Raw genomic sequence first — 25,992 nt, 5'->3', positions numbered from 1 at the left:
GTAGCTTTGCTTTAAGTTATAACTTTAAACAAAACTACTCTAATATAGGTTGGTTGGAACTAATTTAGTACAGTTTTAAAAGCCAAATACTTGGGCTGCAATCGTCATTGTTACAAGTGTTATTAAAACAATTGCGACAATATTTAGCACAAAGCCGGCTCTTATCATGTCGCGCATTTGAATTTGCCCTGAGCCAAACACAATCGCATTAGGTGGTGTTGCTACAGGCATCATAAATGCGCAACTACACGCAATAGCAGCAGGAATAACCCATACAAGGGGTGAACCTGTTATCGATTCAGCAACAGGACCTAATAACGGTAAGAAACCTGCAGCGGTTGCTGTATTGCTTGTAATTTCAGTTAAAAATGTAATTAAAGCAACCACAACAAGTACGCTCATAACAAGAGGAATCGCACTTGCGCCTTCAATCATGTGAGCAATAAACTCGGCAAGACCTGACGATTTAATTTGAGATGCAAGCGTAAGTCCGCCCCCAAACAATAGCAATACGCCCCAAGGTACTTGTGAGGCGTTTTGCCAATCAAGAATACGCTCATCACTGCCTTTATTAGCAGGCATTACAAACAGCAGTAATGCAGCAGCAATTGCAATTGTAGTATCTGAAATTTTAAGACCTGTTATATCACCCAATAAAGGTCTAAATATCCAGCAAAGTGCAGCAAGCACAAATACAAACAATACGCCTTTTTCTGCGCGTTGCATTATTCCAAGCTTTTTTAACTGTTCAGAAAATACCGCTTTGGTATCAATTTTTTGATCGTTTTTAACATTAGCATCTACTTTATACGCAAATTTGGTAAGCCAAACCCAACTAATAATAAGCATACTTAAAGACAGTGGTACGCCTACAACCATCCACTGAGCAAAGCCTATTTCAATTTGGTAACTGTCAGATAGGTATGCAGCCATTAATGCATTAGGCGGTGTACCAATTAAAGTAGCAATACCACCAATGCTTGCACCATAAGCAATTGATAGTAGCAATGCTTTGCCAAACCCTTCATTACTTGGGTCTGATTGCTTAACCAAATTGGTAATTGAAAGTGCAATAGGCAACATCATTACGGCTGTCGCAGTATTAGACATCCACATAGATAAAAATGCAGTAACAAGCATCATAGCTAAAATTTGTAAACTTGGTTTTTTACCCGCATATAACATGGTGCTTAATGCAATACGTTTATGTAAACCCCAACGCTCCATAGCAATTGAGATTAAAAATCCGCCTAAAAATAAAAAGATTAACGGGTGTGCATATGGCGCAGCCACACTTTTTATTGCTGCTATGTCAGCCAGTGGTGATATTACCAGTGGTAGCAATGCAGTTGCCGGAATTGGTACAACTTCACTTACCCACCACGATGCCATCCAAAACGCTAAACCTGCAGTTTTAAATGCCGCAACCGACATTCCTGTTGGCGGATCAAGTAAACATGTTAATAGCATTACTAAAGGGCCCAGTACTAAAAAAAGCCATTGAAAATGTCTGTTCTTATCTGGTTCTTGCGTCAATATATTATCTGTCATGGCTAGCCTCTAAAACTTGTATTTAAGACCAAGCGCAACACTGCTGTCGTCTTGTTCTTCTAAATTAAGATCGGTATATAAAAGATAAGCTGTAGTTTGCTTATCAAATACATAATCAAGGCCTGTGCTCCATTGCGTTGCCTCAGATGCTTGACGAAGAGTTGAGTCATCTTTAGCAAATTGAATTTTTGGCACCCACTTATCAAGTGTATAACTGGCACTTAATACGTAACCATTGCCCGACTTTGTGCCATCTACTGATTCTGAATGTTGGTATAACGCACCAAGTTGTAATTGTTCGAACTTATAAACACCGGCAATTCTGCTTGCAGTAATATTATTAAGTGAATCAACATGGCTTAACGATAAGTAATATGGCGTATTATTTAAATTACGATCACCATAAATAAGCGTAGCAGCAAAACCTGCTTCATTATCTTTATTATCGTCTTTAGGAGCGTAGGTAAATGAAAACTGCGTATTATGCCAATAGTTTGAGGTGTAAGTTATTGTGTCACCGAGGCGGTCTTGACCTGCAATAACCTGTGCCATATCGGCTTGAGTTTCGTTAAAGTTATCGAGTTTACCTTCAGAGTATTTAAAGCGAGTGTCGTTACGACCTACAACAACTTCACCAAAAGCACCTTTTAAACCTAAGTAAGTATTACGTGCAGTAAAAGGCTCTTGCGTATCATCTTCTTCAAAACCTTTAACTTGTACCTCATATTTAAAAACAGCACTTAAATATTCGTTAAGTTTATGATCGCCCTTAATACCAATACGCGAGTATGGCGCTTCAATTTGAGTACCCTCTTCGGCATAACGCATTATGCCCGTATCAGTACTGGCAATTTGTACTTCGGCTTTACCGTATACAGCGTACTCTGCAGCAAAAGATGTGTGTGAAAATGTAGCTAAGCAACCATAGGATAGAAATAAAATACAGGTGTGTGTAGTTTTTGTCATCGTGTGCCCTAATTATTAGAATCTACTTGTTGTAGCGCTAATAAGGCAACTTTACTGCCAAGTGTATAAAAGTAATCTATTTCAATAGCTTACTAAAATAAGTCGTTTAATTTAAATAAAAGCGTGTGAATTACCACACATAAGAAAGTGGGTCTTGTCACCAAACCCACACATTTAGTCAGTAAACATATCTCTATTAAGATTGTATTTACTCATTTTATCGTAAAGTGTTTTACGGGCAATTTGCAGTGTTTCCATGGTGTTTTTAATACTGCCGTGGTTTTGCTCAAGCGCGTACTCAATAAGTGACTGCTCATAAAAAGAGACTTTTTCAGATAAGCTTAAATCGGGAGATAAGCCACCTAATTGTTGTGTTTTAACTTCAGCAAAAGCAAGTTCGGCACCAAGTAATACAGCTCGCTCTGCTTGATTTCTTAGCTCTCTCACATTGCCCGGCCAGTCATAGGCAACTAACCGCTGTTGTATTTCGTAATTTACTGCCGCCGGCGGCTTATGATAGCGAGTTGCAGCAATAGAGCTAAAGTGTTTAAACAAAAGTAATATGTCAGCTTTTCGCTCTCGTAATGGCGGAATATTAACGTTAACCAAACTAAGTCTGTAGTATAAATCAGCTCTAAAATCACCCTTTTCAACTAACGCAAGTAAGTCTACTTTTGTAGCTGCAACAATTCTGATGTCTAAATCAATTGCTTTGTTATCGCCTACAGGTGTTACTTTTCGCTCTTCTAATACGCGTAATAACTTAACTTGCAGTGCCATTGGAGTGCTTTCTATTTCATCTAAAAAGACCGTACCACCTTGTGCATATTCAAACTTACCTTTTCGACTTTGAGTAGCCCCTGTATAGGCACCACTTGCTGCACCAAACAATTCGCTTTCTATTAACTGCTCTGGTACTGCGCCACAATTAATAGCAACAAAATTACAGCTAGAGCGATTACTCTGATCGTGTAGATACCGCGCTACAAGTTCTTTACCTGTGCCAGTTTCACCTTCAATCATTACATCGGTTGGGGTGTCTATAATTGTGTTTAATAAGTGCATCATGTGTTGCATTTTAGGTGTGTCACCTAGTATGCGTACACCTGGGGCTGAGGTTTTCTGTACAGCCACTTTTAATGCGCGGTTCTCCATAACAAGGCTTCGTTTGTCGCACGCTCGTGCTATGCAATCAAGAAGATGCTCGTTAACTGGTTTTTCAAATAAATCATACGCACCTAATTGCATCGCTTTAACTGCTATCGATACATCAGCGTAACCAGTTAAAAATATTACAGGGAGCTCACTATCAAAAGCCGTTACTTGCTCTAAAAGCGTTAAGCCATCCATGTTCGGCATATTTATATCGCTCAGCACAACTCCAGCAAAGCGCCTATTGAGTTTGCTAAGAGCGGTACTTGCGTCATTAAAGCACTCAACGGTGTATCCTTCGAGAGTGAGCAATTGCTTTAAAGAGTCTCTGATCATTGCTTCATCATCAATGACTATTATGTGATTACATGGGGAGCTATCAATCATCTTTATTTTCCTGCCTGTTAGAGAGGCTAATTATAAATTCAGCCCCGCCTTCAACTCGATTGTGCGCGCTCAAACAACCATTAAACGAATCTATTATTTGTTTTGATATAGATAAACCAAGTCCTAAACCTTTACTTGATTTAGTACTATAAAAAGGTTCAAACAAATTACCAAATGCATGTTGCTCAATACCAGAGCCAGTATCTAAAATCGACAGTTTTACTCGCTCTTCAAAACACTCCAGCTGAAAACTTAAGTTACGAATAATTGCACCATTCATAGCTTGGCTAGCATTAGTAATTAAATTAACCAGTACTTGTTCAAATTTAAGCGAATCGACCCACACAACGACTGTTTCATCAAACTGAGGTGGCTCTACTTGTACGTTATCTTGCTTTAACTGCGCGCTAGAAATCATTAATGCGTTATTAACAAGCCCTGCAAGAGGGTAAGGTCTGAGCTGCATTTTTGAAGGTTTACTAAAATGCTTTAACTGACCTACAATTTGGTGCACTCGATTAACTAATCCCTCAATCACTACTAAGCTTTCACCAAGTGCTGAAGTATTTCCTTTAGCTAATAAACGCTTTGCTGAAGCTAAATAAGTATTAATAGCACTGAGCGGCTGGTTTATTTCGTGGTTGATTCCTGCACTTAGCTGTCCTATTGTCGCAAGCTTTGCAGATTGAACTAAAGCCGTTTGTACTTTTTCCAAAGCCTGAGTGCGCTCAAGGACTTCAAGTTCAAGGCTATGTCTGGAGTACACCAGCTTTCTATAGCCCGCAAAACGAGTTAATAAAATATAACTAACAATAATAACTAAACTACAGATAATAAATACCCAAAATAAGCGAGGCAGTTGAGCTGAATTAACTTTTGTTATATCAACGAGTACGTTCATTGTGGCATTAAAATATCGTAAAGGTCTTTGCGACATTACGTAAAGTTTTTTGTCTATTTTTAAATGTTTAATACCTTCATTAGAAAATTGAAACTGCTTTATATACAAAGGCTGATGATCTAAATAAGCCCGACGAGATTTAATATCTCTGCGCATAGTTATATCAAGCTCAGTGAAGCTGTTTAATCGCCACGTTTGCATATCTGACATTGCAATTACCTCATCTGCAAGCTGCAAAAAAAAGTGACTACCCTTTGAAGTATTTAGAAGCTCTCTGTCATCCTCAAATTTACTTACATTCACTTTTAACACAACAACACCAATGGCTTTATTGTCGCGATATACTGCTTGTGAAAAGTAAATACCACGCTCTTTAGAGCGCATGCCTAATGCAAAGTACGCTACTTTTTCGCCTGCAAATGCACGTTTGAAATAAGGTCTAAACGCAAAGTTGCTACCTAAAAAAGTATAATCTGCTTGCCAATTACTACTGGCAATAACTTCGCCTTGAGTATTTAGAACAAAAATATCTGAGGAACCGCTAGCTTGTTGAATATCAGCAAGGTAGTTATTAATAGCGTTATAGTGCTGTGGCTGCGCATCTACAAAGTCTATCATTAACGAGTTATAGGTAAGTAACTGGGGAATAGCAGAAAAACGAGCAAGCTCAGTATCAATATAGTTATTTAATTGCGTAACTTGGCGCTCAGCCTGGTAGGTTGCTTGCTCAACATCATGAGAACGACCAAGCCAAAAAGTAACAACTAATATAAGTACGAGTAACACACAAACAGTAATGATTTTTTTAGAAAAAGAAAACATGAAGAACTCGCAAAAAATAGCCAAGAAAATTTTAGGGCGCTAGTGTAACGGCTAATCTCTAGCAGAGATATAAACTTTTTGTTAACAACAGTTTTAAAGTGTTTAAAAACAAAAATCGCCGTAAACAACTATGTTTACAGCGATCTGTTTAGCATTAAATTAAAAAACAATTAATTTGTAGCTAATGTTGATCTATTTTTAACATATTTATATAAGCCAATTAACGATGCTGCAATCCAAAATATTTCGATTACAAAGCTCGCTAAATTAAAGTTATAACAAAGGCTAATTAACAGTAAAATTGCCCCTGTTAAATTCATCATATTATACGTTAAGCTAGCTGGAGATGTTTTACCTAGCTGCAGTAAAAAAAATGAACCAACTACTAAAAAAGTACCTGTCATGCCTATGATGTCAAATAAGAGTGCTATCACGAAACTATCCTTTATCCATTTTTAAATAACCCAATAAACTGGCCCGATCCATGGGGAGGGTATTTTTTCATTCATTGAAACAGCAAACCGGGCGATTCTATCAATATGGTAAATTCTAACAAGGCCATATGTCCGCATGCACAAGGCTTTATACTTATTCGCTTAATTAAGTATTATTGCGGTTTAGTATTACTTCATATACCTTATTTAAAGGTTACTTTGCCGCCAATTATTTTATAGGCCGGCGCACCGCGAATAATCGTCTCTCGGGCAAATGGCCGGCTACAGTTAGGGCAAATACAAGCCTCTGTTGTAAAGTCTTGGCTAATACGCTCTTTAAAGCACTTAACTAATGCTCCTTTCCCCCCTTTTCGATATTTAAATAAAGAGGCTTTACAAGCAGAGCAAAAAATATCAACCGTTTTAGTAGGGCCTTTTTTATTAGGTTTCGCCATTAAGTTCTGCTGTATTATAAGAAGAGTTATTGACTATGATATCAGTTTAGATAGGTAAAAGTGACAACTGGGTTTTAGAATTTTTGTGCGGTATGTTCATTCAAGCTAGCTCATAATAAATTATTGGTTATGAGGAATATAACCTAATCTCTAAAAAAGAAGCGGTTTAATTGAGATGATAATACATTCATATTAAAAGGTTTAATTATAAACCCCGATACTTTAGCTGCGATAACTTGCTTAACTTTATCCGTACTGTCTTCACAAGTAACCATTAAAACGGGAATATCAGCGAGTTCTTTATCTTTTCGAATATTAGTGAGTAAATCAACGCCATCCATTTTTGGCATATGAAGATCTGTAATAACCAAATCGAAATGCTGGTGGCGTAATAAAGCCAAAGCTTGCAATCCATCAGTTGCTTCAACGATATTGCTATACTCTAGTTTTCTCAGCATATTAATTAATACATGTCGCATAAGCGGCATATCATCAACAACTAATATTTTCATTAGTACGTTTACCAAGTCATGTAAAGGGGATTATATAAAACTACTCTACTCGAAGATAAGGAGCAAATTTGGATTTGCTGATTATTTAAATCTTACGGCCATATCCCTAAAATGAACCCCATTAACGAAAACTGTAAAATATGATAACCCCCGTTAATTAAAAAAAGCTTTAAAGGACGTTGCTCAAATATATAACTCAATCCAAATGAACTACTGATCCAAAAAAAGCCGATCACAAAGCCGGTTCCTATACTTTCACCTACGCTTGCATCCTTATCTAAAAAAAGAGATAGCATTAAAGCCGCTATAAAAACTAAAAAAAAACTGCCACCAAATATCAACTTAGGGTTAGCCGATTGTAAATCCAGATCAGTTAAGCCAATACTTTCTAGCCATGCATTTTTAAAGAGAGCTTTTGAATACCATATACCGCCAAGCATAAAAGAAGACAGTGCAGCCACTAGTATCGCAAAATAATCTACATCTAAAAGGTTCATACAAACAGCCGTATACAAAGAGTGTAATACCGTTTGGTATTAAATATTAACGGTATAAAGATACTCCCAATGTAGTTATAAATAGGGGATTGAGCAAATGGCCTAACTTAAATTAATTTTTGGTATAGAAGATAATTATAAAAATAAAATTTATAAATCGCCAAATTTTGCATTGGTCAATAAGGCTAAATCAGTTGGCGAGAGTGCTATTTCTAAGCCTCTTTTTCCGGCGCTCACATAAATAGTGTCAAACAGTGAAGCACTGCTATGAATAAACGTAGCTAGACGTTTTTTTTGTCCAAGCGGACTCACCCCTCCTAAAATATAACCGGTACTAACTTGTACTTTTTGTGGGGCAGCCATAATTACTTTTTTAGCCCCACATAATTTAGCTAACTGTTTTAAATTAACTTGTTGAGATACAGGCGTTACAGCAACAATCAGTTGCCCTTCATGTGTTTCAAGTACTAAGGTTTTAAATACTTGTGCACTGTCTAAATTTAACTTTTCAACGGCTTCAAGCCCGTAGTGGCTATTATTCTTATCGTGCTCATAACTGAGTACTTCAAAGGTTTTTTTTTGCTTTTTAAGTAGATCTATTGCTGGTGTCATGCTGTTTCATCTTTTTTATTCACAGTAACAAAAATTAAGTTTAAAGCAAAAAAAACGACGCTAAAAGCGTCGTTTTTTTGTTCATAATAATTTAAATTTATTTAGTTAAATCATCAAAAAACTTTTTAACACCGTCAAAAAAGCCTTGCTCTTTAGGACGGTTTTTAGAGCTATCTGTGCCCATGCTTTCATCTAACTCTTGAAGTAGTTCACGTTGACGCTCGTTAAGATTAACTGGCGTTTCGATTACCACTTTACAAATTAGATCGCCTTGGGCACCACTGCGTACAGACTTAACACCTTTGCCACGCATACGGAACATTTTGCCCGTTTGAGTTTCAGACGGTATTTTAAGTTTTGCACGACCATCAAGTGTTGGCACCTGAATTTCGCCACCTAGGCCTGCTGTAGTAAAGCTAATTGGTACTTCACAATATAAATTATTCGCTTCACGTACAAATATTTCATGTTCACGAACCGATACTTGCACGTACAAGTCGCCCGATGGCGCGCCGTGCATTCCGGCTTCGCCTTCACCCGTTAAGCGAATACGGTCGCCTGTATCAACGCCAGCTGGAATTTTAACTGAAAGCGTTTTAGTTTTTTCTACGCGGCCTTGTCCATGACAACTGTTACAAGGGTCTGAAATAATTTGACCTTGTCCCTGACACGTTGGACACGTTTGCTGAACAGCAAAGAAACCTTGGCGCATTTGCACCTGGCCAGCACCATGACATGTAGTACATGTTTTAGGCTTAGAACCCGCTTTAGCACCACTGCCATCACATGGCTCACAACCAACCCATGTAGGTACTTTAATTTCAACTTCTTTACCACGAACAGCTTCTTCTAAGCTTAAGTCCATGTTGTAACGTAAATCAGATCCACGTTGTTGACGAGATTGACGTCGACCACCGCCGCCACCAAAAATATCGCCAAATACATCGCCAAATACATCACCAAAGTCGCCATGTCCGCCACCAAAACCACCGTGACCACCGCCACCGCCTTGTTCAAAGGCTGCGTGACCATGTTGGTCATACATTTGACGTTTTTGATCGTCGGTTAGTATTTCGTACGCTTCTTTAACTTCTTTAAATTTTATTTCGAGATCTTTATCGCCTGCGGTACGATCTGGATGATATTTCATCGCTAAGCGTTTATACGCTTTTTTTATGTCTCGCTCACTCGCATCTTTGCTTACGCCGAGGACTTCGTAATAATCGCGTTTTGACATATCTATCACACTACTCTTTTCTGTTTACAGCGTAAGCTGCTGGATAAACCGATAAATCGCATCGATTTATCATTGAATTTTTAAACCTTGAATACATGCAAAAGGCGCGACAAGCTATTGCTCGCGCGCCTCAATTGTTCATCCTAACCTAAACACCTAACTGAGTTAAGTGTTTTTGGCTAGCGAGAAGCGGTAGCAACAATTACTTGTCGTCTTTCACTTCTTCGAACTCTGCATCAACAACGTCGTCGTCTTGCTTAGTTGACTGTTGTTCGCCAGCGTCTGCTGAACCTTGCTGTGCTTTCGCTTGAGCAATTTCCATTAGTTTTTGAGACTTTTCAGCAAGAGCTTGAGTTTTAGCTTCAATCTCTTCTTTGTTGTCGCTTTTAATTGCAGCTTCTAAATCTACAACAGCAGCTTCAATTGCTTCTTTGTCTTCGTTTGGTAATGCATCGCCAGCTTCTTCAATTTGCTTACGTGTACCGTGAACTAAAGCGTCAGCTTGGTTACGAGCAGCTACAAGTTCTTCAAACTTTTTATCGTCTTCAGCATGTGCTTCTGCATCACGAACCATCGCTTCAATTTCGTCATCGCTTAAGCCTGAAGATGCTTGAATCGTAATCTTTTGCTCTTTACCTGTATCTTTATCTTTCGCAGATACATGTAAGATACCATCGGCATCAACATCAAATGTTACTTCGATTTGTGGTGTACCACGTTGTGCTGGACGAATACCTTCTAGGTTAAATTGACCTAGAGATTTATTGTCGCTTGAACGTTTACGCTCGCCTTGAAGTACATGAATTGTTACAGCAGATTGATTATCTTCAGCTGTTGAGAACGTTTGCGATTTCTTAGTAGGAATCGTCGTGTTTTTCTCAATCAATGCAGTCATTACTGAACCCATTGTCTCAATACCTAGAGATAATGGAGAAACGTCTAGTAATAGTACATCTTTAACGTCACCAGCAAGTACACCACCTTGAATCGCTGCACCTACGGCTACTGCTTCATCAGGGTTAACATCTTTACGAGGTTCTTTACCGAAGAACTCTGCAACGATTTTTTGTACTAAAGGCATACGTGTTTGACCACCAACAAGAATAATGTCGTTGATGTCGCTTACTGATAAATCAGCATCAGCAAGTGCACGTTTAAGTGGCTCAATTGTTTTAGTTACTAAATCTTCAACTAGTGACTCAAGCTTAGCACGTGTTAGTTTCACGTTCATGTGCTTAGGACCAGATGCATCAGCAGTTACATACGGAAGGTTTACTTCTGTAGACTGTGCAGATGAAAGTTCAATTTTTGCTTTTTCAGCAGCTTCTTTAACACGTTGCATTGCAAGCGGATCATTTTTAAGGTCTAAGCCTTGATCTTTCTTGAATTCAGCTACTAAGTAGTTGATTACGCGGTTATCGAAATCTTCACCACCTAAGTGAGTGTCGCCGTTTGTAGCAAGTACTTCAAAAGTGTGCTCGCCTTCAACTTCATCAATTTCAATGATTGATAAATCGAAAGTACCGCCACCTAAGTCATATACTGCAACTACGTTTTCGCCACGGTTTTTATCCATACCGTAAGCAAGTGCCGCAGCCGTTGGCTCATTGATAATACGTTTAACTTCAAGACCCGCAATACGACCAGCATCTTTCGTAGCTTGACGTTGTGAATCATTAAAGTATGCAGGTACTGTGATTACGGCTTCAGTTACTTCTTCACCTAAGAAGTCTTCAGCTGTTTTCTTCATTTTTTTCAGTACTTCAGCAGAAATTTGTGGTGCAGCGCGTTTTTCGCCGCCCGCTTCTACCCATGCATCGCCGTTATCAGCTTTAACAATTTTAAACGGCATGATGCCGATATCGCGTTGTACTTCTTCGTCTTCAAAACGACGACCAATTAAACGCTTAATTGCAAATAATGTGTTTGTCGGGTTAGTAACCGCTTGACGCTTAGCAGATTGACCTACTAATGTTTCGCCGTCTTGCGTGTAAGCAATAATAGACGGGGTTGTGCGATCGCCTTCCGCGTTTTCAATAACACGTGCTTTGCCACCATCAAGTACTGCAACACAAGAGTTTGTAGTACCTAAATCGATTCCAATAATTTTACCCATGAAACTTCTCCAACTTCAATATTCGTTAATACGTTCGATGACATAGTAAATAGGGATGCGCCAAACTTATTTCAACTGTAAAAATGAAAAAAAATTCATTTTTTATGATTTATTTACAAAATAACCCTAATAATTGTAAGGAATGATGATTTTTACACCGCTGGAGTCGCTTTTAATTACTGGTCTGACTAGTTTGATTGTGTTATAAATTTATTAAATCGCACTATAAAAGGATATCTTCTATGCATTTTGAACAATTACTTCAGCAAGCCTCAAAAATTGGAAATTCAGACAATACCGAACAATCAACTAGCACAATGCAATTCCCAGAAAACTGGTGTCAGGGCAGAACTGCTTTTGGTGGGCTTTCGGCTGCGCTGTTATATCAAGCAATCAGAGGCAAGGTAACGGATGATCGTCGCTTACTTTCACTCAGTACTAATTTTGTAGGGCCGTTACTTGCCGATACCCCTTTTTCATTGTCTGTTGAAATACTGCGCCAAGGTAAAAGTAGCACACAGGTACTCGCCAAAGCGATTCAAAATGAACAAGTGTGCGTAATTGTACAAGCGTGTTTTGCTAAAAGTAGAGAGTCGGGTATTAATGTGCCTGTTTCGAAGTCTTTGGGTTTAAAACCAGTAGATGAGCGCCATACATTACCTTTTATAAAAGATCAGATGCCTGAATTTTTCCAACATGTTGATTTGTGCCCACAGCAAGGGGGTATGCCATTTAGTAGTGCAGAAACTTCTCATCTAGGTGGCTGGATGCGCTTTAAACATACGCCCGAACAAATAACTGAAGCCCATGTGATTGCACTTACCGATGCATGGCCGCCAACACTTTTACAAATGTTTAAACAACCCGCTCCTGCAAGTAGCATGTCGTGGTATTTAGAATTTGTGCAAGAGCCAAACTTAACACCTGGAGAATGGCTTGGCTTTGAAGCAATTACTCATCATTCAAAAGATGGTTACGGTTTAGAGGATGGCTGTATATGGTCGCAGTCGGGTGAGCTAATAGCGCTTACACGTCAAACAGTGGCTTTATTTGATTGATGAATGGGTTTGGCCTTCATCAACAATCCTTTTATAAGTACCATTTTGCTTGATGAGCGCCAAACCAATATCAAACTCAGTAGCTAAAGAGAAGTTGTTAAAATAAGCAGGTCGATCTGCTTTTGGAAATAAAGTGTAAATTTGCACAGCTTCGGGGGATTTATGCCGATTGTAGTAATGGTAAAAAATACGCTTATCTAACACAATTACATCAACCCAACCTTTTAACAGCTTATCTACCTGCGCTTTTTGATTAATAACCTCTTGATATGAGCTAAAGTGTTTAACATTCCTTTTAAATATAGGAGGCAGATATGCCGTTGCATTTTGAAAAGCAAGAACGTTTTTATTAAACATGCCTTCTATTTTATCGATGTTATATTTATTTCGCTTGAGTGTAATGGCCACATTTTCATAACTAAGTACCGTTTTACTTGGATAAATACCCGCACTAATTCCTCCAGCATAATTTAAAAGTATATCTACTCCTTTATTATGTAATTGATGCTCAGCGCGTTTGTTCGACATATATTGCACATTAATATTAGCAAATCCATTGGCCTTTAACGCGGCTTTTATTAAATTTAGGTGTATACCCGAGTCCGTTTTTACAAAAACATAGGGTGGAATTGATGCGCTCGCAGCGATGATTATCTCTCGCTCTTTATTAATAGCCACAGCATTTTGCGAGCAAACAAAGAGCCACATTAATATGTAGTAAAAATAATATTTCACACGCTTCCTTTATATAACGAACAGCTTGATGGCAGAACGCGTTGTATTAATGTATTAAATATAGCAAAATTGAAGAAATATTCTTCTTGCTTGGTATTAAATTGCAAACTGTATGCCCCTGCTGCGATCTGATCATAGATATACCTCGCATAATCGCAAAACAAATGGCGATATGCCCACATTGCCACCATAAACTTTGCGAAGCCGATGTTAATCATGATAGTCGTATAGTTGCACTAAGCTTTAGCGCACTATTAATGCTGCTGAGCAGTATGTTTTACCCTTTTATTTCTTTTAGCAGTAGTGGTATTACTCAAACTATTACTCTGCCCGACGCGGCTCGAATTTTATTTAATTATGATAGTGAACTGCTTGGCTTATTTATTGATTTGAGCATTATTGCTCTGCCTATGGGTTTGCTTCTTATTTTAATTCCTTTGCATCTTGGGCTTTTAAAAACATTACCAGAGGGCATAGCAAGGCGACTACTAAAGTTCACCCTTGCGTTAGAACCGTGGATTATGTCGGAAATATTTTTAATTGGCGTACTTGTTAGTATGGTTAAAATCATGTCGCTGGCTGATATTAGCTTTGGCACGAGTTTTTGGGCTTATGTGGGGTTTGTTATTTTATACATAGCTGCGCTTGTTCACTTAAATCGCCCACGCTTATGGGCTCAAATAAAGCCTGTAAAAGTACTCGAAGGCGCAGAGCATGCTAAACGTGCAATAGATGAAAATATTAAAGCCTGCCATGTGTGCCACCAACTATGTACCGGTAATATTTGTCAGCGTTGCCATACAAAAACGCACGTTAGAAATCCTTACAGCGTACAAAAAGCAGCAGCTTGGCTAATTACCTCTGTTGTTTGTTATATTCCAGCTAATGTGTTGCCTATTATGCATACCACTAGCCTTGGGGATGAATCCCCTTCAACTTTAATTGGTGGCGTAATTACACTTTGGAAAAGTGGCTCCTACCCTATTGCCGCTATTATATTTTTAGCCAGCGTTGTGGTGCCACTTGCTAAAGCTTTTGTGTTGAGCTTTTTATGCTTTATGGTAACGAGACCTGCCAATAGACATACAAAAAGTTACACCCGAATTTATCAACTGACTGAGTTTATTGGAAAATGGTCGATGATAGATGTATTCGTGGTTGCTATTTTAGTTGCCTTAGTTCAACTGGGTAATTTAATGTCAGTAACACCAGGATTAGGCATTGTATTTTTTACAGTTATGGTAATATGCCAAATGATGGCTGCCCATGCCTTTGACCCACGCTTGTTGTGGGATTCCCCTAAAAACAAAAAATCAGAGAACAAAGCATGACCGAAACTGCCGAAATAACAAAAGAACCGAAAATTTCCGCTATCTGGATCATTCCGGCAATTGCGCTGTTAGTGGGCATGTGGATGTTATACCAATACCAAGCAAATAAAGGCCCTACAATTTTTATCGAAATGCCACAAGCTGAGGGCATTATTGCAGGTAAAACTGAAATAAAAGTGCGCAGTGTAAAAATAGGTCAAATTGATCATGTTCGACTATCAGACACCCAAGACAGCGTTATTGCCCGTGCGCAAATAGACAAAAATTACAATAACTTATTAACTGATGATGCCAAAATTTGGGTCGTAAAACCACGCATTGATGAAACGGGTATTAGCGGAATGAGCACGCTATTGTCTGGTGTATATTTAGAGTTTTCACCCGGTGAAAGTAAAGAGCTAAAAGAGCGTTTTAAATTACAAGACGAACCCGCCCTCATTGGTAAAGATGTGAAAGGTGGCCGTTTCAAATTAATGAGTTACAACGCTGAAGTGCTTGATGTGAGTACCGGTATATTTTTCAAAAATTACAAAATAGGTCAAATAGAAACCGCCACTTTTGATTGGGAAAACCAAGCAATGAAGTACGGCGTATTTATTAAAGAACCTTATCAAAATCTCATCACCATGAACTCTATTTTTTGGGTGAACGCAGGGATTGAAATTGACCTATCTGCCGATGGCATCAATATTAATACGGGCTCTTTAAGTAAACTTTTAAAAGGCGGTATTTCGGTTGGCTTACCTGAGCAACAGGCCCCGGGTGAAATAGCACAAGATGGGCATAGCTTTTCATTAAGCCAAAGCTATAAAGAAGCGCTAGAAGAGCGCTTTTACGATTTTGATTACTACCTCATTGAATTTGAACAGTCAGTTCGAGGACTACGCACAGGTGCTCCTGTCGAATATAGAGGTATGCGTGTAGGTACTGTTGTTGAAACCCCTGCCAATGTAATTATTGACGGTAAACCTGCCCACTTTAGAAACCATAATACGGCGGTTCCAGTACTTATAAAAGTAGAATACGGACGCTTGTATCACGACAGTGCCTCAGCTAAAGAGTATTGGCAAGGTAGTTTAAAAGGCTGGATTGAAAGTGGTATGCGCGCCTCGTTAAAGCCTGGTAATTTATTAACGGGTGCAGTGTACGTTGATTTTGATATATACCCAGATGCACCGCAAGCACACCTAGGTAAACTTGTGCAATATGATGTTTTTCCGAGTATTTCTAGCGGCATAACCGTATTAGCAGACCAAGTCTCTGACGTACTTAATAAAGTAAATAACTTAAAAGTTGAAGATAGCTTAGAACAAATGCAAGCCACATTTACCGATTACCGAGCGCTTGCTAATGAAATGCGAGAGCTGCTAAGCCAAAAAGATACACAAAACTTACCAGGCGACTTTAATCGTAATTTCGAAAAGATGACAAAAAGTATGGAGCAGTTTGAAGTAACTATGCGCCAATTTGATAAAACCATGGCCAGTTACCAAGCAGGTTCTGAACTTCATCATCAAATACAGCAAACATTAAAAGAGTTTAAACGTTTAAGCGAGGGCCTACAGCCTCTAACTCGCGGATTAAACGAGCAACCTAATATGCTAATTTTTGATAAATCATTACCAGCAGATCCAAAACCAAGGAAGCAATAATGAAATCGTTATTTTTAACTGCAAGTTTATTATTACTATTGGCAGGTTGTAGTTCATCAATACAAACTGCGACACAGTATTACCAGTTTGAGCAGCCTATTGGTGCCTCGTCTCGAAATGTGACAGACACAGACGCACAATTAAGAATACAAACAGTTGTACTTAGGGGTGCTTTAAATAATTTAGGTATTGCTATGAAAATAGATAGCAACCAAATTCATGCCGCAAATTACAACCTGTGGGGCGAATCGCCGGATGTAATGCTCACTGCAACAGCCCAGCAAACTCTTTTTAATGCTATGCCAAATTGGATGGTAATAAAGGGCTTACCGGTCATTACTGAACTCGATCAACAAACGTTTTATGAGCTTGAATACGAAATTCACCACTTTAATGGCGACATGGAAGGTAACGCTGATATTTCAGGGCTTTGGCGTTTATATTACACACACCCTGAAACAGGCCGACGTCTTATAAGTATTCATAATTTTTCAAACCTAGTGCCTATAGATGATGATGGATACGACGGTTTAGTTTCAACGCTTGAAGCAACATGGCTAAATATAAACCTAAATGTTGCAAAACAAATAGAACAAGCAAGACTTTAATCATTAAGCGAAAATATAATTACGGCGGTTTGATCATTATTGATAACCGCCTTGCCCTCTATTTTAAAGCCCAATTTCAACAACACATTCTGCGATGCCCTATTATCTGGTGATGTTATTGCACACAATTTTGTAATTCCAAATTCATGCTTATGGCGCAAAAGTGCGCTGGCCGCTTCAAAAACATAGCCCTTTTTTTCAAAACCGCTTACAAGTGCAAAACCTAAATCAGGTTGTTGTAACGCTGCTCGTTTATAAAACCCAACAACGCCAACCACTACAGCATTATGCAAAGTAATAACATAAGGCCCAAAGCCTTGGTATTTATGAGAAGCAACAAATGACTGATTGATGTATGACTTGGCATCATCAAGGGTATAAATTGCTTTATCACCAATGTGCTCTATAAAACTAGCCTGATTAACTAGCTTAAGTAAAATAGCTGCATCAAGCTCATTTGCATGGCGTAACAACAGACGATTTGTTTTAAGTACGGCGTTCAATGTAAGTTCCTCTAAAAAACTTTGTTTAGCATATAACTTTTTGTTGACTGAAATTAAAAAGCAGATTATTTTTGCGCCGATGTTTTTACAGGCACAACAATAGCGGTTTGCACTCCTTGCACCGTCTGGCGCCAAAGCCAACGCGTTTCACTTAAACAGCTATTTAACATAACTGTTTATGTGTCCCTCCCTCGCGTACAAAAGCAGTGACTTGGAAAATGATTTAACAACAAACTTATCATCTTCTTTGTTTTTGTATAAGCAGCTTGAAAATTAATTTAATTTTTATGCATGCTTTTAATTTTGTGAATACTTAAATGCTTGAACCTTCTGCGTTGAGTTTACTACCACCGTTAGTGGTGGTTGTATTGGCTGTTGTATTACGCCGCCCTATTTTATCTTTACTTATTGGTGCTTTAGTTGGTTTAGTTATAGCCGATCCTGCACAGGTACTTACTAACTTTGCGAGTACATCGCTAAAAGTGATGACAGACGAAACCATCGGCTGGCTAATACTTGTATGTGGTGGTTTTGGCGCTTTAATCGCACTGTTAGTGCGCACAGGTGGAGCATCGGCTTTTGGCAAGCTAGCTCTTAAGTACACCAAAGGTAAGCGTTCATCGTTGTTCATGACCTTTTGTTTAGGTGTGGTTATTTTTATTGATGACTACTTAAATGCGCTTACTGTGGGTGAAACCATGAAACGCATTACCGATAAATTTAAAGTTAGCCGCGAAATGCTTGCTTACGTTGTTGACTCTACTGCTGCACCAATTTGTGTGCTTGTGCCTTTATCTACCTGGGCGGTATTTTTTAGTGGCTTATTGGTAGATAACGGTATTGCTGAAGAAGGCAAAGGTATTGCTGTTTATATTCAAGCTATTCCGTACATGTTTTACGCGTGGTTTGCGGTGCTTGTTGTTTTACTTGTTGTGTTGGGTGTTATTCCTGCGATTGGTCCAATGAAAAAAGCAGAACAAATGGCGCAAATTGAGCAAGCTCAAGTCGATCCAGCTCAATACAATAACGTTCAAACGGCAGATGAATACGCAGTAAAAGCAGCTGAAGAAAACTTTGAAGACGCTGATCCTAAAGGTAAATTACGTAACTTTTTAGTGCCGATTATTTTACTAATCGCATTTACTGTTTACTTTGAAATAGACGTATACAAAGGCTTACTAGCAACAATGGCGGTCACTCTCCCGTTTTATGCGCTACAAAAATTAATGAGCGTAAGTGAAATGATTGAGCGCATGCTTGATGGCTTTAAAAGTATGATCCCCGCTATTGGTACTGTTATAGCGGCGTTTATATTCAAAGACGTATGCGACTTAATTGGTTTGCCTCAGTTTGTTATTGGTAGCTTAAGCCCTTATATGACCGCAGCATATTTACCAGCCGTGGTATTTATTTCAATGGCTATTTTAGCGTTTGCAACAGGGTCGAGTTGGGGTATTTTTGCTGTATCAATTCCGATTGTTATGCCACTGGCAAATGCGGTTGATGCAAACATACCACTGGTCATTGGTGCGCTATTATCGGCTTCTTCTTTTGGTAGCCAAGCGTGTTTTTACTCAGATTCAACGGTGCTCGCAGCGCAAGGCTCTGGTTGTAATTTAATGAGCCATGCCGTTACACAATTGCCTTACACGCTAATTGCTGCGGCATTAGCTGTTATAGGCTTTTTAATAATGGCTTAAATATTATACCAATCCGCAATAATACTTAATCATTTTGCGGGGCTAAACGTGTCGCTACCTGCGTTAAAAATTTTCATTTAGAACAACTAAATAGCGAATTTTTTGCCTAGCTATCAACACGTTTTTCCATCCTCAAAATAGATCACTTAATTAAGCGAATTGGTATTATTAGTAAATATAGTGAGATAAATAATAAACCCCAATGTATTACTACATTGGGGTTTATTTTTAGCTACGTAAATAAAGCTTATTTTTGTAGTTTAATACCATTGTAATAGGCATCAAGCGTTGTGATTTTAGTTTGATTTGGTAAATCGGCAAAGTCACTTTCTATAAACTTAGTACCACGTAATTGCACATTTAAACGTGCCGCATTAGGGTTAAGCATTGTTTGCTTGTAGTAGTCTTTTATATCTGCGAGCGTTACTTTTTCAACTTCATCAATCAGCTTTTGCTTAGAATCAAAGGTAAAGTTTTCACGGTACCAATCGTTTATAAGTGGGCTCATTTCGTCACTTAAATTTTTAGGCTGCTCTTTAAGTGATACAAGGGTAGAGTTTTTAAGCTGCTCAAAAGTCTCTTCGCTCATGTTATCAAGTTCAACTGCGTATTCTTTTTTAAACTTATCAAAACGAGCTTGTATTTCTTTAGGACCTTTAACCGGTGTTTGAATATACAAACCAATTGCAGAGTAATCCTCGATTGGGCGAGCTAATGCACCTACTGCGTATGCAAGTTGCTCCTCAGTACGCATTTTATCAAACGCAACTGTTCTAAAGTGGCTTTGTAATACAGCCGCTTCTGCTTTTTGTTTGTAACCCGCAACAGGGTGAACGGTCATATCAACCACCGCTACATCGGCTACATCAATATCTTTTTGCAGTACCAGCGTTTCGCCCGGTTGTGGCAACCATGCTTTGCTTCGCGCAAATTCACTGCGTTTATGGTTGCTTGGTAGCGTTGCACTTAATTCGTCTGCAATCGCGTCTATATCTTGCTGATTGTAGTTACCGTAACTAAATACGCGTAAATCGTTTTGTGCAAACGTAGCTGTTTTTAATTGTGCTAAGTCGGCAACACTCACTGAGTCAGCGGCTTTAATAAGCGCGTCTGTATCAAAACCACCTGTACGCGTTAGTTTTGAATACTCGCCAAATGCTTGTGCATACGGAAACTGTTTTTGTTGGTTTAGTAAATTACGTTTAAAGCGATCAACTGCTTGGCTAAATGCTTGTGCTGTTTCATCGGCTTTTAATCCGGTTAAAGCTTGTTTAAGCAATACAACTTGTTTATCTGTAAAACCACTCATAGATAAAACGAGACCATTACTCGGCGCAAGGCTTACACTCATACCAGCGATTGCTGCTTCGGTACTTAACTGACTTTGTTGAATATTGTATAAATCAGCCCAAACAGAATAAAGTACTTCTGCTTTAATATCGTTCAAACCTGGTTGAGTATTTATATAAACTTCGACAAGCCCTTTTGGCTGTTCTGCAAATTTTTGACTTGCTTGGCGCCATACTTTTACACCATTTTTATCGTAAGCAAGTTCTGGGTGTTTTTGCTCTTTAAATGCTTGAGTTTTTATTGCAAAATTTTCAGGCAATAAATTGTTTACAGTTGGTAGTGCTAACTTAAATTCGCTTGGTTTTTTCCAGCTGGCAATTTCATCATCGCCAATATCACTAATGCGGTATTTGCCGTCGTAAAAGTGTAGTTGCGAGTCAGTCTCTTCTTGCTGCGATACATACCAAATACGAAGAGTATCGGCATTTAACTGCTCAAGTACTTTATTTACCGCATTAGCATCAAATTTTGCATAATAGTAAGGTGCATTAATAGCGTGATTTAACGGATAGTCTTGCATGCTTTGTGTAAGTGAGCTTACATAATTAAACTCATCACCTTTTTCTAAAAACTTAAACTGGTTATTTAGTGATGTACGAATTTCGTTGAAGTACTTGCTATCAACGCCCTCTTTTTTAATTAAATCGATGTACTGCATAATAGTCGCAACTATTTCGTCACGATTTTTCATGCCTTCATCTGTAAGCTCTGCGTTTACGTTTAATGACCCGTAGTTACCATATTGATTTGGTGCAGCTGAAGCTGACAACTGAGATACCCACCCTTTGTCACGAAGCAGTTGCGCTGGGCTGCCCGGCATTTCATTACTTAGTAAATACGCTACAAATCGGTTTGGTTTAAGCGCGAATTCGCTATTATTATTAGCAATGGTGAAATCAAGTTGTAGCTGTTTTACATCTTCATTTGGTGCATAAAACACGCGTTTACCGCCAGCGTTATCAAAATCAAGCTTTGCAGTTACTGTTGGTTTTTCTATGTTTTTATTTTTTATATCAGCAAAGTATTTTTGTGCTTTTTGCTCCATTTCAGCAATAGGTAAATTAGAAATAAGCGCTACTTTCATGACATTTGAAGAATAATATTTATTATAAAAATCAACCGTTTCTTTATGAAGCGAACTGTTTTCTTTATCACCAAGTGTTTCTAGATTACCAATTAAAAAGCGATTAGCTGGGTGATCGCCCATCATTTTACGCGCTAGTTTAAATTGACCAAAAAAGTCCATTTCGCGACGCATTGACCACTCTGCGTTTACTGCATTTTTTTCTTTGTCTGTGTATTCAGGGTATAACTTAGGTGCCTTAAAAAAGTCGGCAAAACGGTCTAGCCCTTCATCAAACGCGTCGTTATTAATTTTAAACATGTAATTAGTAATATCGAGCCAAGTATACGCATTGTGCGCGCCACCATTTTTGGTCATAAAATCAGAATACCCTTTTGTATCTGGGTAACGATCAGTGCCTAAAAACAGCATGTGTTCTAAATAATGCGCCATACCCTGTTGCGACATCGGGTCGTGTAGTAAACCTACACCTACACTTAGTGCCGCTGCTGACTTTTCAGCACCCGGATCAGACACTAAAATAACTTCAATGTCGTTTGCTAATTTAAGTGTTTTATATTCGCGGTTATCGTTAGGACTTACAACTAACGTGTCTGATAATAAAGAGGCCGGAGGCGCCACAGAAACCGAAGCTGTATTTGAACAACCACTTAAAACTGCAAGTGCGATAGCACTAAAACCAATAATCTTTTTCATTTTTGTTTTCCATTAAAAAGTATTGCGCAAAATAGCGTGCGCCAATTCAAAGCAATATAGTTAAGCTAAACTAACATTTTCAATTAATAACTTTCTACAAAATAACGCTATTTTGTGTAACACATTGTGAAAAATGTCTTCATAATCGGATATTAGTTGGGAGTCTGCCAACCTTGCGAGATTAAAAATCATTCAATATCAAAAGATACGCAAATTCTAAATAATAATAAGGAAAAACAATGGAAAAAATCATCATACTTGCCATGTTTGCACAAGTTACGCTTTCACTGGTTGTCATGCTCATTATGGGTAAAAGGCGCTTTGCAGCAGCTAAAAACAAACAATTAGATTTAAGCGATTTTAAAACAATGCAATTAGATAAGGCTGGCGACACTATTAGGGTTGCAGATAGAAACTTTTCAAATCAGTTTGAAATACCTATGCTTTTTTACGCGGGGTGTTTACTTGCACTACAGCTAAATAGCGCCAGTACACTTGTGGCTATACTGGCCTGTTTATTTGTAGCAACACGTATTGTGCATAGTGTTATTCATTTAGGTGAAAATAACGTACGCGCACGTTTTAAAGTGTTTTTACTAGGTTGTGCTTGTGTGTTTTCAATTTGGCTTGCGATGGTTTGGCGAGTATTACTTTAAACAGCAAAGTTTAATAATAATGTGGGCGGCTGGTTTACGCCATCCACATTACCGTTAATTTTAATTATTTAGCACGTTTTAAACGAGGAACCGCAAGTAAAAAAGCACCTAAAAGCCAAATTAATCCGCCGCCAGAACTGCTACCTGAATCTGTTGATGTGTCAGAATCAATTAGCGTATTTTCAGTAACAGTAAGACCTGCGGCTGAATTAGGATCATCATCCATTACCGCCACGTTTTGAATAGTCACTAAATTAGCATTGCTAATTGTTACATCAGTGCTTGCACATTGTTCAGCAGTAATACCAACAACGGGTGTTTCACCACAGTGTACTAATGCTGCAATTTTATCTAACGTTGATTGGCTTGCTGCAGTAATTTGTCCAAACACAGTAAAGCCACCGTTTTGCGTATCAAGTGCTGCACTATTGTCTGTAATATTAAAAAACCACTGGCTTGTTGCGCTATTAGCATCACCCGATAGTTTAGCCATCGCAATGGTGCCCTTAACATTAGAAAAAACAGGCTCATTTTCTACAGCAGGCTTTGTGGTAATCGCATCTAGCGAGTCAGAAAATGTAAATCCTCCCCCTTGAATAACAAAGTTACTAACAGAGCGGTGAATTACTGTTTCGTTATATGAATCGTCTTGAACGTAACTTAAAAAATTTGCAACTGTTTTAGGTGTTTGTTGATCAAACAAGTTAATTTCTATGACACCTTGGCTCGTGTTCATTTCGACAATAGTGGCAGCACTTGTAAAGCTTGCTGCGGCGAGCACTGAGCCAAGTAAAAGTTTTTTCATGTTGTATTCCTGTTGTTATATTTTTAGATAATTGTTAATGCGTTAACACATTAATGCCATAGGCGATCAAAATCGATTCTAAAGTGCGAGTTGATACAAATTAGACCGTGTTGATAACAAATTAATTACATATACCATTACTTATATTCTTTTTAGCTATATAAATCTAATTATTTAAAATTAAATCATCTTAAGAGTATGGCTACTTTTTGTTACCTTTAAAAAACACAAAACAACAGGATCTTATAATGCCACACACTAAACATGCAATTTGCGACTTTGGTTTACACAAAGGCGAACCCTATACAAAACTGCCTGCAAGCTTTTTAACCTGGATGATAGGTACTAATCACCACAAGCGAGAGTATGCGAATACGGAGTTGAAGCGTCGTGAACGTGCTGCCACAAACCAATTAACAGCCCCTTCCAAATAAAATGTAAATAAGTACGTTTTTTTAGCATAGAACTAGTTTAAACTAGCTGCCTGATAAATTAAGTAGACCTTAATCCATAGGTATTTTATGCGTATAATTATTTTATTTTCGGTTATTTTTAGTGTACTCGGATGCACATCTCCTGCTCCTGAATCCGTGTTTAGCGCTACCCCGACTAAATATTTAACTGTTCTTCATACTAATGATAACCACGGGCGTTTTTGGCAAAACGAAAAAGGCGAATACGGTATGGCCGCTCGCAAAACGTTAATTGACTCTTTACGCAATAAAGCTCAAAAGCAAGGTCATGCAGTATTACTACTCTCTGGTGGTGATATAAACACAGGTATTCCTGAGTCAGACTTACAAAAAGCAGAGCCTGACTTTAAAGGAATGTCGCTGATTGGTTACGATGCAATGGCATTGGGTAATCACGAATTCGACAACCCTATTGATGTATTGAAGCAACAGCAAAAATGGGTGAACTTTCCTTTTCTATCAGCCAATATATTTGAAAAGGAATCAGGCGAACACGCGTTTGATAGCTATAAAATATTCAAAAAGAATGGATTAACTATTGCTGTTATTGGTTTAACAACAACCGACACAGCTAAAATTGGTAATCCTCAGTATATTGGGCACTTAGAGTTTAAAGACCCTGTTGACGTTACAGCAAAACTAGCTAAAGAAATAAAAGCTAAGTATAACCCTGACATTACAATCGCCCTGACTCATATGGGTCATTATGTTGATGCTAGCTTTGGTATTAACGCACCCGGTGATGTAACACTCGCTCGCTCACTTCCTGCAAACACCCTTGATATGATCATTGGTGGCCACTCTCAAGAACCTGTATGCATGAGCGATACAAATGTAAATGACGATAGCTTTAAACCAGGTCTTGCCTGTAAACCAGACCAACAAAACGGTACTTACATTATGCAAGCCCATGAATGGGGTAAGTATGTTGGTAAAGCTGAGTTTAAGCTTGAAAACGGAAAATTAACGTTACTAGACTACAAACTGATGCCAGTTAATTTGTATGTAGATAAAGTACAAGCTGATGGCTCAACTAAAGAAGTATTAGCAAACGAGTACATTAAACCAGACTCAAAACTTGAATCTTATTTAGCGGTATACCAAGCTAAAGGCGCTAAACAAATTGAAGGTACCATTGGTGAAGTAGATGCTCGCTTAGAAGGTGACAGAAACAAAGTTCGCTACCAACAAACAAATCTTGCACGCGTAATTATTCAAGCTCAAATGGATGTAGTGGGTGCAGACTTTGGACTAATAAGTGGTGGTGGTATTCGCAGCTCAATAGAGGCTGGTGAAGTGAGCTATAAAGATATTTTAAAAGTACATCCTTTTAAAAATCGTATTACTTACATGGATTGGCAAGGCAGTGATTTATGGGACTATTTAAATACAGTAACGAGCTTCCCACCGGATGCTGGCGCTTATTTGCAATACCATAAACTATCGTTTGAGCGTAAAAATAATCAGTTAGTTAATGTTGTTATTAACGGCCAACCTTTGAACAAAAATAAAACTTACCGTATGAGCTTAAATAGCTATAACGCATCAGGCGGTGATGGTTATCCTACGCTTACAAATAAAAAAGGCTTTGTTAGTACAGACGAAACAGATGCCCAAGCACTTCAAGACTTTATATCAAAAAACAGCCCTCTTAAAGCGGCTGAATTTACCCCTAAATAAATGAAGATAATAATAGGAA

23 protein-coding genes are annotated in these 25,992 nt (G+C 38.4%); 8 read left to right on the top strand and 15 right to left on the bottom strand.

Going from position 1 to position 25,992, the window contains the following annotated elements; genetic code table 11:
• Nucleotides 1–75: 75 nt before the first annotated feature.
• The 11 genes from I6F44_RS10120 to dnaK form a co-directional block, all read right to left on the bottom strand.
• Entirely contained in the window at nucleotides 76–1,551 is a 1,476-nt protein-coding gene (locus tag I6F44_RS10120) for an SLC13 family permease (RefSeq protein WP_197173724.1), read from the bottom strand.
• A 9-nt stretch (nucleotides 1,552–1,560) separates the two neighbouring features.
• On the bottom strand, nucleotides 1,561–2,517 hold the full coding sequence (locus I6F44_RS10115; RefSeq protein ID WP_165722576.1) for a porin: 957 nt from the start codon (nucleotides 2,515–2,517) through the stop codon (nucleotides 1,561–1,563).
• 174 nt (nucleotides 2,518–2,691) lie between these two features.
• Nucleotides 2,692–4,056 carry a sigma-54-dependent transcriptional regulator gene (locus I6F44_RS10110; protein WP_165735932.1) on the bottom strand — a complete coding sequence of 455 codons (1,365 nt, stop codon included), beginning with the start codon at nucleotides 4,054–4,056 and terminating at the stop codon, nucleotides 2,692–2,694.
• The gene (locus I6F44_RS10105) at nucleotides 4,049–5,779 is read right to left on the bottom strand and encodes a sensor histidine kinase (protein WP_165735931.1); all 1,731 of its coding nucleotides are present in this window, start codon (nucleotides 5,777–5,779) and stop codon (nucleotides 4,049–4,051) included. Before I6F44_RS10105 ends, I6F44_RS10110 begins: the two co-directional genes overlap by 8 nt.
• Nucleotides 5,780–5,949: 170 nt before the next feature.
• Nucleotides 5,950–6,213, bottom strand: coding sequence for a CBU_0592 family membrane protein (locus I6F44_RS10100; RefSeq protein WP_010553937.1), 264 nt, complete (start codon nucleotides 6,211–6,213; stop codon nucleotides 5,950–5,952).
• Between the two features lie 203 nt (nucleotides 6,214–6,416).
• Nucleotides 6,417–6,668, bottom strand: a complete 252-nt coding sequence (locus I6F44_RS10095) for a hypothetical protein (RefSeq protein WP_197173723.1) — start codon at nucleotides 6,666–6,668, stop codon at nucleotides 6,417–6,419.
• Nucleotides 6,669–6,811: 143 nt separating this feature from the next.
• Nucleotides 6,812–7,180: a response regulator gene (locus I6F44_RS10090; protein WP_197173722.1), complete on the bottom strand. Its 369-nt coding sequence runs from the start codon at nucleotides 7,178–7,180 to the stop codon at nucleotides 6,812–6,814.
• A 92-nt stretch (nucleotides 7,181–7,272) separates the two neighbouring features.
• Nucleotides 7,273–7,677: a DUF1761 domain-containing protein gene (locus tag I6F44_RS10085; RefSeq protein WP_197173721.1), complete on the bottom strand. Its 405-nt coding sequence runs from the start codon at nucleotides 7,675–7,677 to the stop codon at nucleotides 7,273–7,275.
• 150 nt (nucleotides 7,678–7,827) lie between these two features.
• On the bottom strand, nucleotides 7,828–8,289 hold the full coding sequence (gene ybaK / locus I6F44_RS10080; protein WP_010553941.1) for a Cys-tRNA(Pro) deacylase: 462 nt from the start codon (nucleotides 8,287–8,289) through the stop codon (nucleotides 7,828–7,830).
• Nucleotides 8,290–8,386: 97 nt separating this feature from the next.
• Complete coding sequence (gene dnaJ, locus I6F44_RS10075; RefSeq protein WP_010553942.1) at nucleotides 8,387–9,526, bottom strand: molecular chaperone DnaJ; 1,140 nt, start codon at nucleotides 9,524–9,526, stop codon at nucleotides 8,387–8,389.
• A 202-nt stretch (nucleotides 9,527–9,728) separates the two neighbouring features.
• Nucleotides 9,729–11,642, bottom strand: coding sequence for a molecular chaperone DnaK (gene dnaK / locus I6F44_RS10070; protein ID WP_008171317.1), 1,914 nt, complete (start codon nucleotides 11,640–11,642; stop codon nucleotides 9,729–9,731).
• Between the two features lie 242 nt (nucleotides 11,643–11,884).
• Between dnaK and I6F44_RS10065 the strand changes: the two genes are divergently transcribed.
• Nucleotides 11,885–12,700: a thioesterase family protein gene (locus I6F44_RS10065; protein WP_165735930.1), complete on the top strand. Its 816-nt coding sequence runs from the start codon at nucleotides 11,885–11,887 to the stop codon at nucleotides 12,698–12,700.
• Here the strand turns inward: I6F44_RS10065 and I6F44_RS10060 are convergent.
• Nucleotides 12,689–13,435 (bottom strand): transporter substrate-binding domain-containing protein, encoded by a 747-nt coding sequence (locus tag I6F44_RS10060; RefSeq protein ID WP_197173720.1) that lies wholly within the window; start codon nucleotides 13,433–13,435, stop codon nucleotides 12,689–12,691. The genes I6F44_RS10065 and I6F44_RS10060 overlap by 12 nt on opposite strands.
• A 164-nt stretch (nucleotides 13,436–13,599) precedes the next feature.
• On the opposite strand from I6F44_RS10060, the gene I6F44_RS10055 reads away from it, so the two are divergent.
• From I6F44_RS10055 to I6F44_RS10045, 3 genes are read left to right on the top strand one after another with little or no spacing between them, the layout of a single operon-like run.
• On the top strand, nucleotides 13,600–14,766 hold the full coding sequence (locus tag I6F44_RS10055) for a paraquat-inducible protein A (protein WP_010553945.1): 1,167 nt from the start codon (nucleotides 13,600–13,602) through the stop codon (nucleotides 14,764–14,766).
• A complete protein-coding gene (gene pqiB / locus I6F44_RS10050; RefSeq protein ID WP_007582433.1) occupies nucleotides 14,763–16,418 on the top strand; it encodes an intermembrane transport protein PqiB in 1,656 nt (551 codons plus the stop codon). Before I6F44_RS10055 ends, pqiB begins: the two co-directional genes overlap by 4 nt.
• On the top strand, nucleotides 16,418–17,026 hold the full coding sequence (locus tag I6F44_RS10045) for a PqiC family protein (RefSeq protein ID WP_007582431.1): 609 nt from the start codon (nucleotides 16,418–16,420) through the stop codon (nucleotides 17,024–17,026). The genes pqiB and I6F44_RS10045 overlap by 1 nt, the downstream gene beginning before the upstream one ends.
• Here I6F44_RS10045 and I6F44_RS10040 read toward each other — a convergent pair.
• The gene (locus I6F44_RS10040; RefSeq protein WP_101217035.1) at nucleotides 17,023–17,529 is read right to left on the bottom strand and encodes a GNAT family N-acetyltransferase; all 507 of its coding nucleotides are present in this window, start codon (nucleotides 17,527–17,529) and stop codon (nucleotides 17,023–17,025) included. The two genes, I6F44_RS10045 and I6F44_RS10040, sit on opposite strands and share 4 nt — an antisense overlap.
• 317 nt (nucleotides 17,530–17,846) lie before the next feature.
• Here I6F44_RS10040 and I6F44_RS10035 point away from each other — a divergent pair, with 317 nt between their 5' ends.
• On the top strand, nucleotides 17,847–19,229 hold the full coding sequence (locus I6F44_RS10035; RefSeq protein WP_024591807.1) for a Na+/H+ antiporter NhaC family protein: 1,383 nt from the start codon (nucleotides 17,847–17,849) through the stop codon (nucleotides 19,227–19,229).
• Nucleotides 19,230–19,476: 247 nt separating this feature from the next.
• Here I6F44_RS10035 and I6F44_RS10030 read toward each other — a convergent pair whose 3' ends face one another.
• Complete coding sequence (locus tag I6F44_RS10030) at nucleotides 19,477–22,359, bottom strand: insulinase family protein (RefSeq protein WP_197173719.1); 2,883 nt, start codon at nucleotides 22,357–22,359, stop codon at nucleotides 19,477–19,479.
• Between the two features lie 239 nt (nucleotides 22,360–22,598).
• Between I6F44_RS10030 and I6F44_RS10025 the strand changes: the two genes are divergently transcribed.
• Complete coding sequence (locus I6F44_RS10025) at nucleotides 22,599–23,015, top strand: MAPEG family protein (protein ID WP_197173718.1); 417 nt, start codon at nucleotides 22,599–22,601, stop codon at nucleotides 23,013–23,015.
• A gap of 64 nt (nucleotides 23,016–23,079) precedes the next feature.
• On the opposite strand, the gene I6F44_RS10020 is transcribed toward I6F44_RS10025, so the two are convergent.
• Nucleotides 23,080–23,820, bottom strand: coding sequence for a peptidylprolyl isomerase (locus I6F44_RS10020; protein WP_007582426.1), 741 nt, complete (start codon nucleotides 23,818–23,820; stop codon nucleotides 23,080–23,082).
• 248 nt (nucleotides 23,821–24,068) lie between these two features.
• Here I6F44_RS10020 and I6F44_RS10015 point away from each other — a divergent pair, with 248 nt between their 5' ends.
• Together I6F44_RS10015 and ushA are read left to right on the top strand one after the other, a co-directional pair.
• Nucleotides 24,069–24,254, top strand: a complete 186-nt coding sequence (locus I6F44_RS10015; RefSeq protein WP_024591811.1) for a hypothetical protein — start codon at nucleotides 24,069–24,071, stop codon at nucleotides 24,252–24,254.
• Nucleotides 24,255–24,341: 87 nt separating this feature from the next.
• Nucleotides 24,342–25,973 (top strand): bifunctional UDP-sugar hydrolase/5'-nucleotidase UshA, encoded by a 1,632-nt coding sequence (gene ushA, locus I6F44_RS10010; RefSeq protein ID WP_101163567.1) that lies wholly within the window; start codon nucleotides 24,342–24,344, stop codon nucleotides 25,971–25,973.
• The last annotated feature ends 19 nt before the right edge of the window (nucleotides 25,974–25,992 follow it).

The organism is Pseudoalteromonas sp. NZS11_1 (genome assembly GCF_015864275.1).
Taxonomy (GTDB): Bacteria; Pseudomonadota; Gammaproteobacteria; order Enterobacterales; family Alteromonadaceae; genus Pseudoalteromonas; species Pseudoalteromonas arctica.
This window is presented reverse-complemented; position numbering and strand designations above follow the sequence as displayed.

Excerpts from the sequence above, each read along its gene's own strand:
- ushA (WP_101163567.1), top strand. The coding sequence starts at position 24,342 with ATGCGTATAATTATTTTATTTTCGGTTATTTTTAGTGTACTCGGATGC.
- pqiB (WP_007582433.1), top strand. The coding sequence starts at position 14,763 with ATGACCGAAACTGCCGAAATAACAAAAGAACCGAAAATTTCCGCTATC.
- I6F44_RS10115 (WP_165722576.1), bottom strand. The coding sequence starts at position 2,517 with ATGACAAAAACTACACACACCTGTATTTTATTTCTATCCTATGGTTGC.
- I6F44_RS10015 (WP_024591811.1), top strand. The coding sequence starts at position 24,069 with ATGCCACACACTAAACATGCAATTTGCGACTTTGGTTTACACAAAGGC.
- I6F44_RS10065 (WP_165735930.1), top strand. The coding sequence starts at position 11,885 with ATGCATTTTGAACAATTACTTCAGCAAGCCTCAAAAATTGGAAATTCA.
- I6F44_RS10095 (WP_197173723.1), bottom strand. The coding sequence starts at position 6,668 with ATGGCGAAACCTAATAAAAAAGGCCCTACTAAAACGGTTGATATTTTT.
- I6F44_RS10120 (WP_197173724.1), bottom strand. The coding sequence starts at position 1,551 with ATGACAGATAATATATTGACGCAAGAACCAGATAAGAACAGACATTTT.
- ybaK (WP_010553941.1), bottom strand. The coding sequence starts at position 8,289 with ATGACACCAGCAATAGATCTACTTAAAAAGCAAAAAAAAACCTTTGAA.
- I6F44_RS10055 (WP_010553945.1), top strand. The coding sequence starts at position 13,600 with ATGGCGATATGCCCACATTGCCACCATAAACTTTGCGAAGCCGATGTT.
- I6F44_RS10045 (WP_007582431.1), top strand. The coding sequence starts at position 16,418 with ATGAAATCGTTATTTTTAACTGCAAGTTTATTATTACTATTGGCAGGT.
- I6F44_RS10105 (WP_165735931.1), bottom strand. The coding sequence starts at position 5,779 with ATGTTTTCTTTTTCTAAAAAAATCATTACTGTTTGTGTGTTACTCGTA.
- I6F44_RS10020 (WP_007582426.1), bottom strand. The coding sequence starts at position 23,820 with ATGAAAAAACTTTTACTTGGCTCAGTGCTCGCCGCAGCAAGCTTTACA.
- dnaK (WP_008171317.1), bottom strand. The coding sequence starts at position 11,642 with ATGGGTAAAATTATTGGAATCGATTTAGGTACTACAAACTCTTGTGTT.
- dnaJ (WP_010553942.1), bottom strand. The coding sequence starts at position 9,526 with ATGTCAAAACGCGATTATTACGAAGTCCTCGGCGTAAGCAAAGATGCG.
- I6F44_RS10085 (WP_197173721.1), bottom strand. The coding sequence starts at position 7,677 with ATGAACCTTTTAGATGTAGATTATTTTGCGATACTAGTGGCTGCACTG.
- I6F44_RS10110 (WP_165735932.1), bottom strand. The coding sequence starts at position 4,056 with ATGATTGATAGCTCCCCATGTAATCACATAATAGTCATTGATGATGAA.
- I6F44_RS10025 (WP_197173718.1), top strand. The coding sequence starts at position 22,599 with ATGGAAAAAATCATCATACTTGCCATGTTTGCACAAGTTACGCTTTCA.
- I6F44_RS10035 (WP_024591807.1), top strand. The coding sequence starts at position 17,847 with ATGCTTGAACCTTCTGCGTTGAGTTTACTACCACCGTTAGTGGTGGTT.
- I6F44_RS10030 (WP_197173719.1), bottom strand. The coding sequence starts at position 22,359 with ATGAAAAAGATTATTGGTTTTAGTGCTATCGCACTTGCAGTTTTAAGT.
- I6F44_RS10090 (WP_197173722.1), bottom strand. The coding sequence starts at position 7,180 with ATGAAAATATTAGTTGTTGATGATATGCCGCTTATGCGACATGTATTA.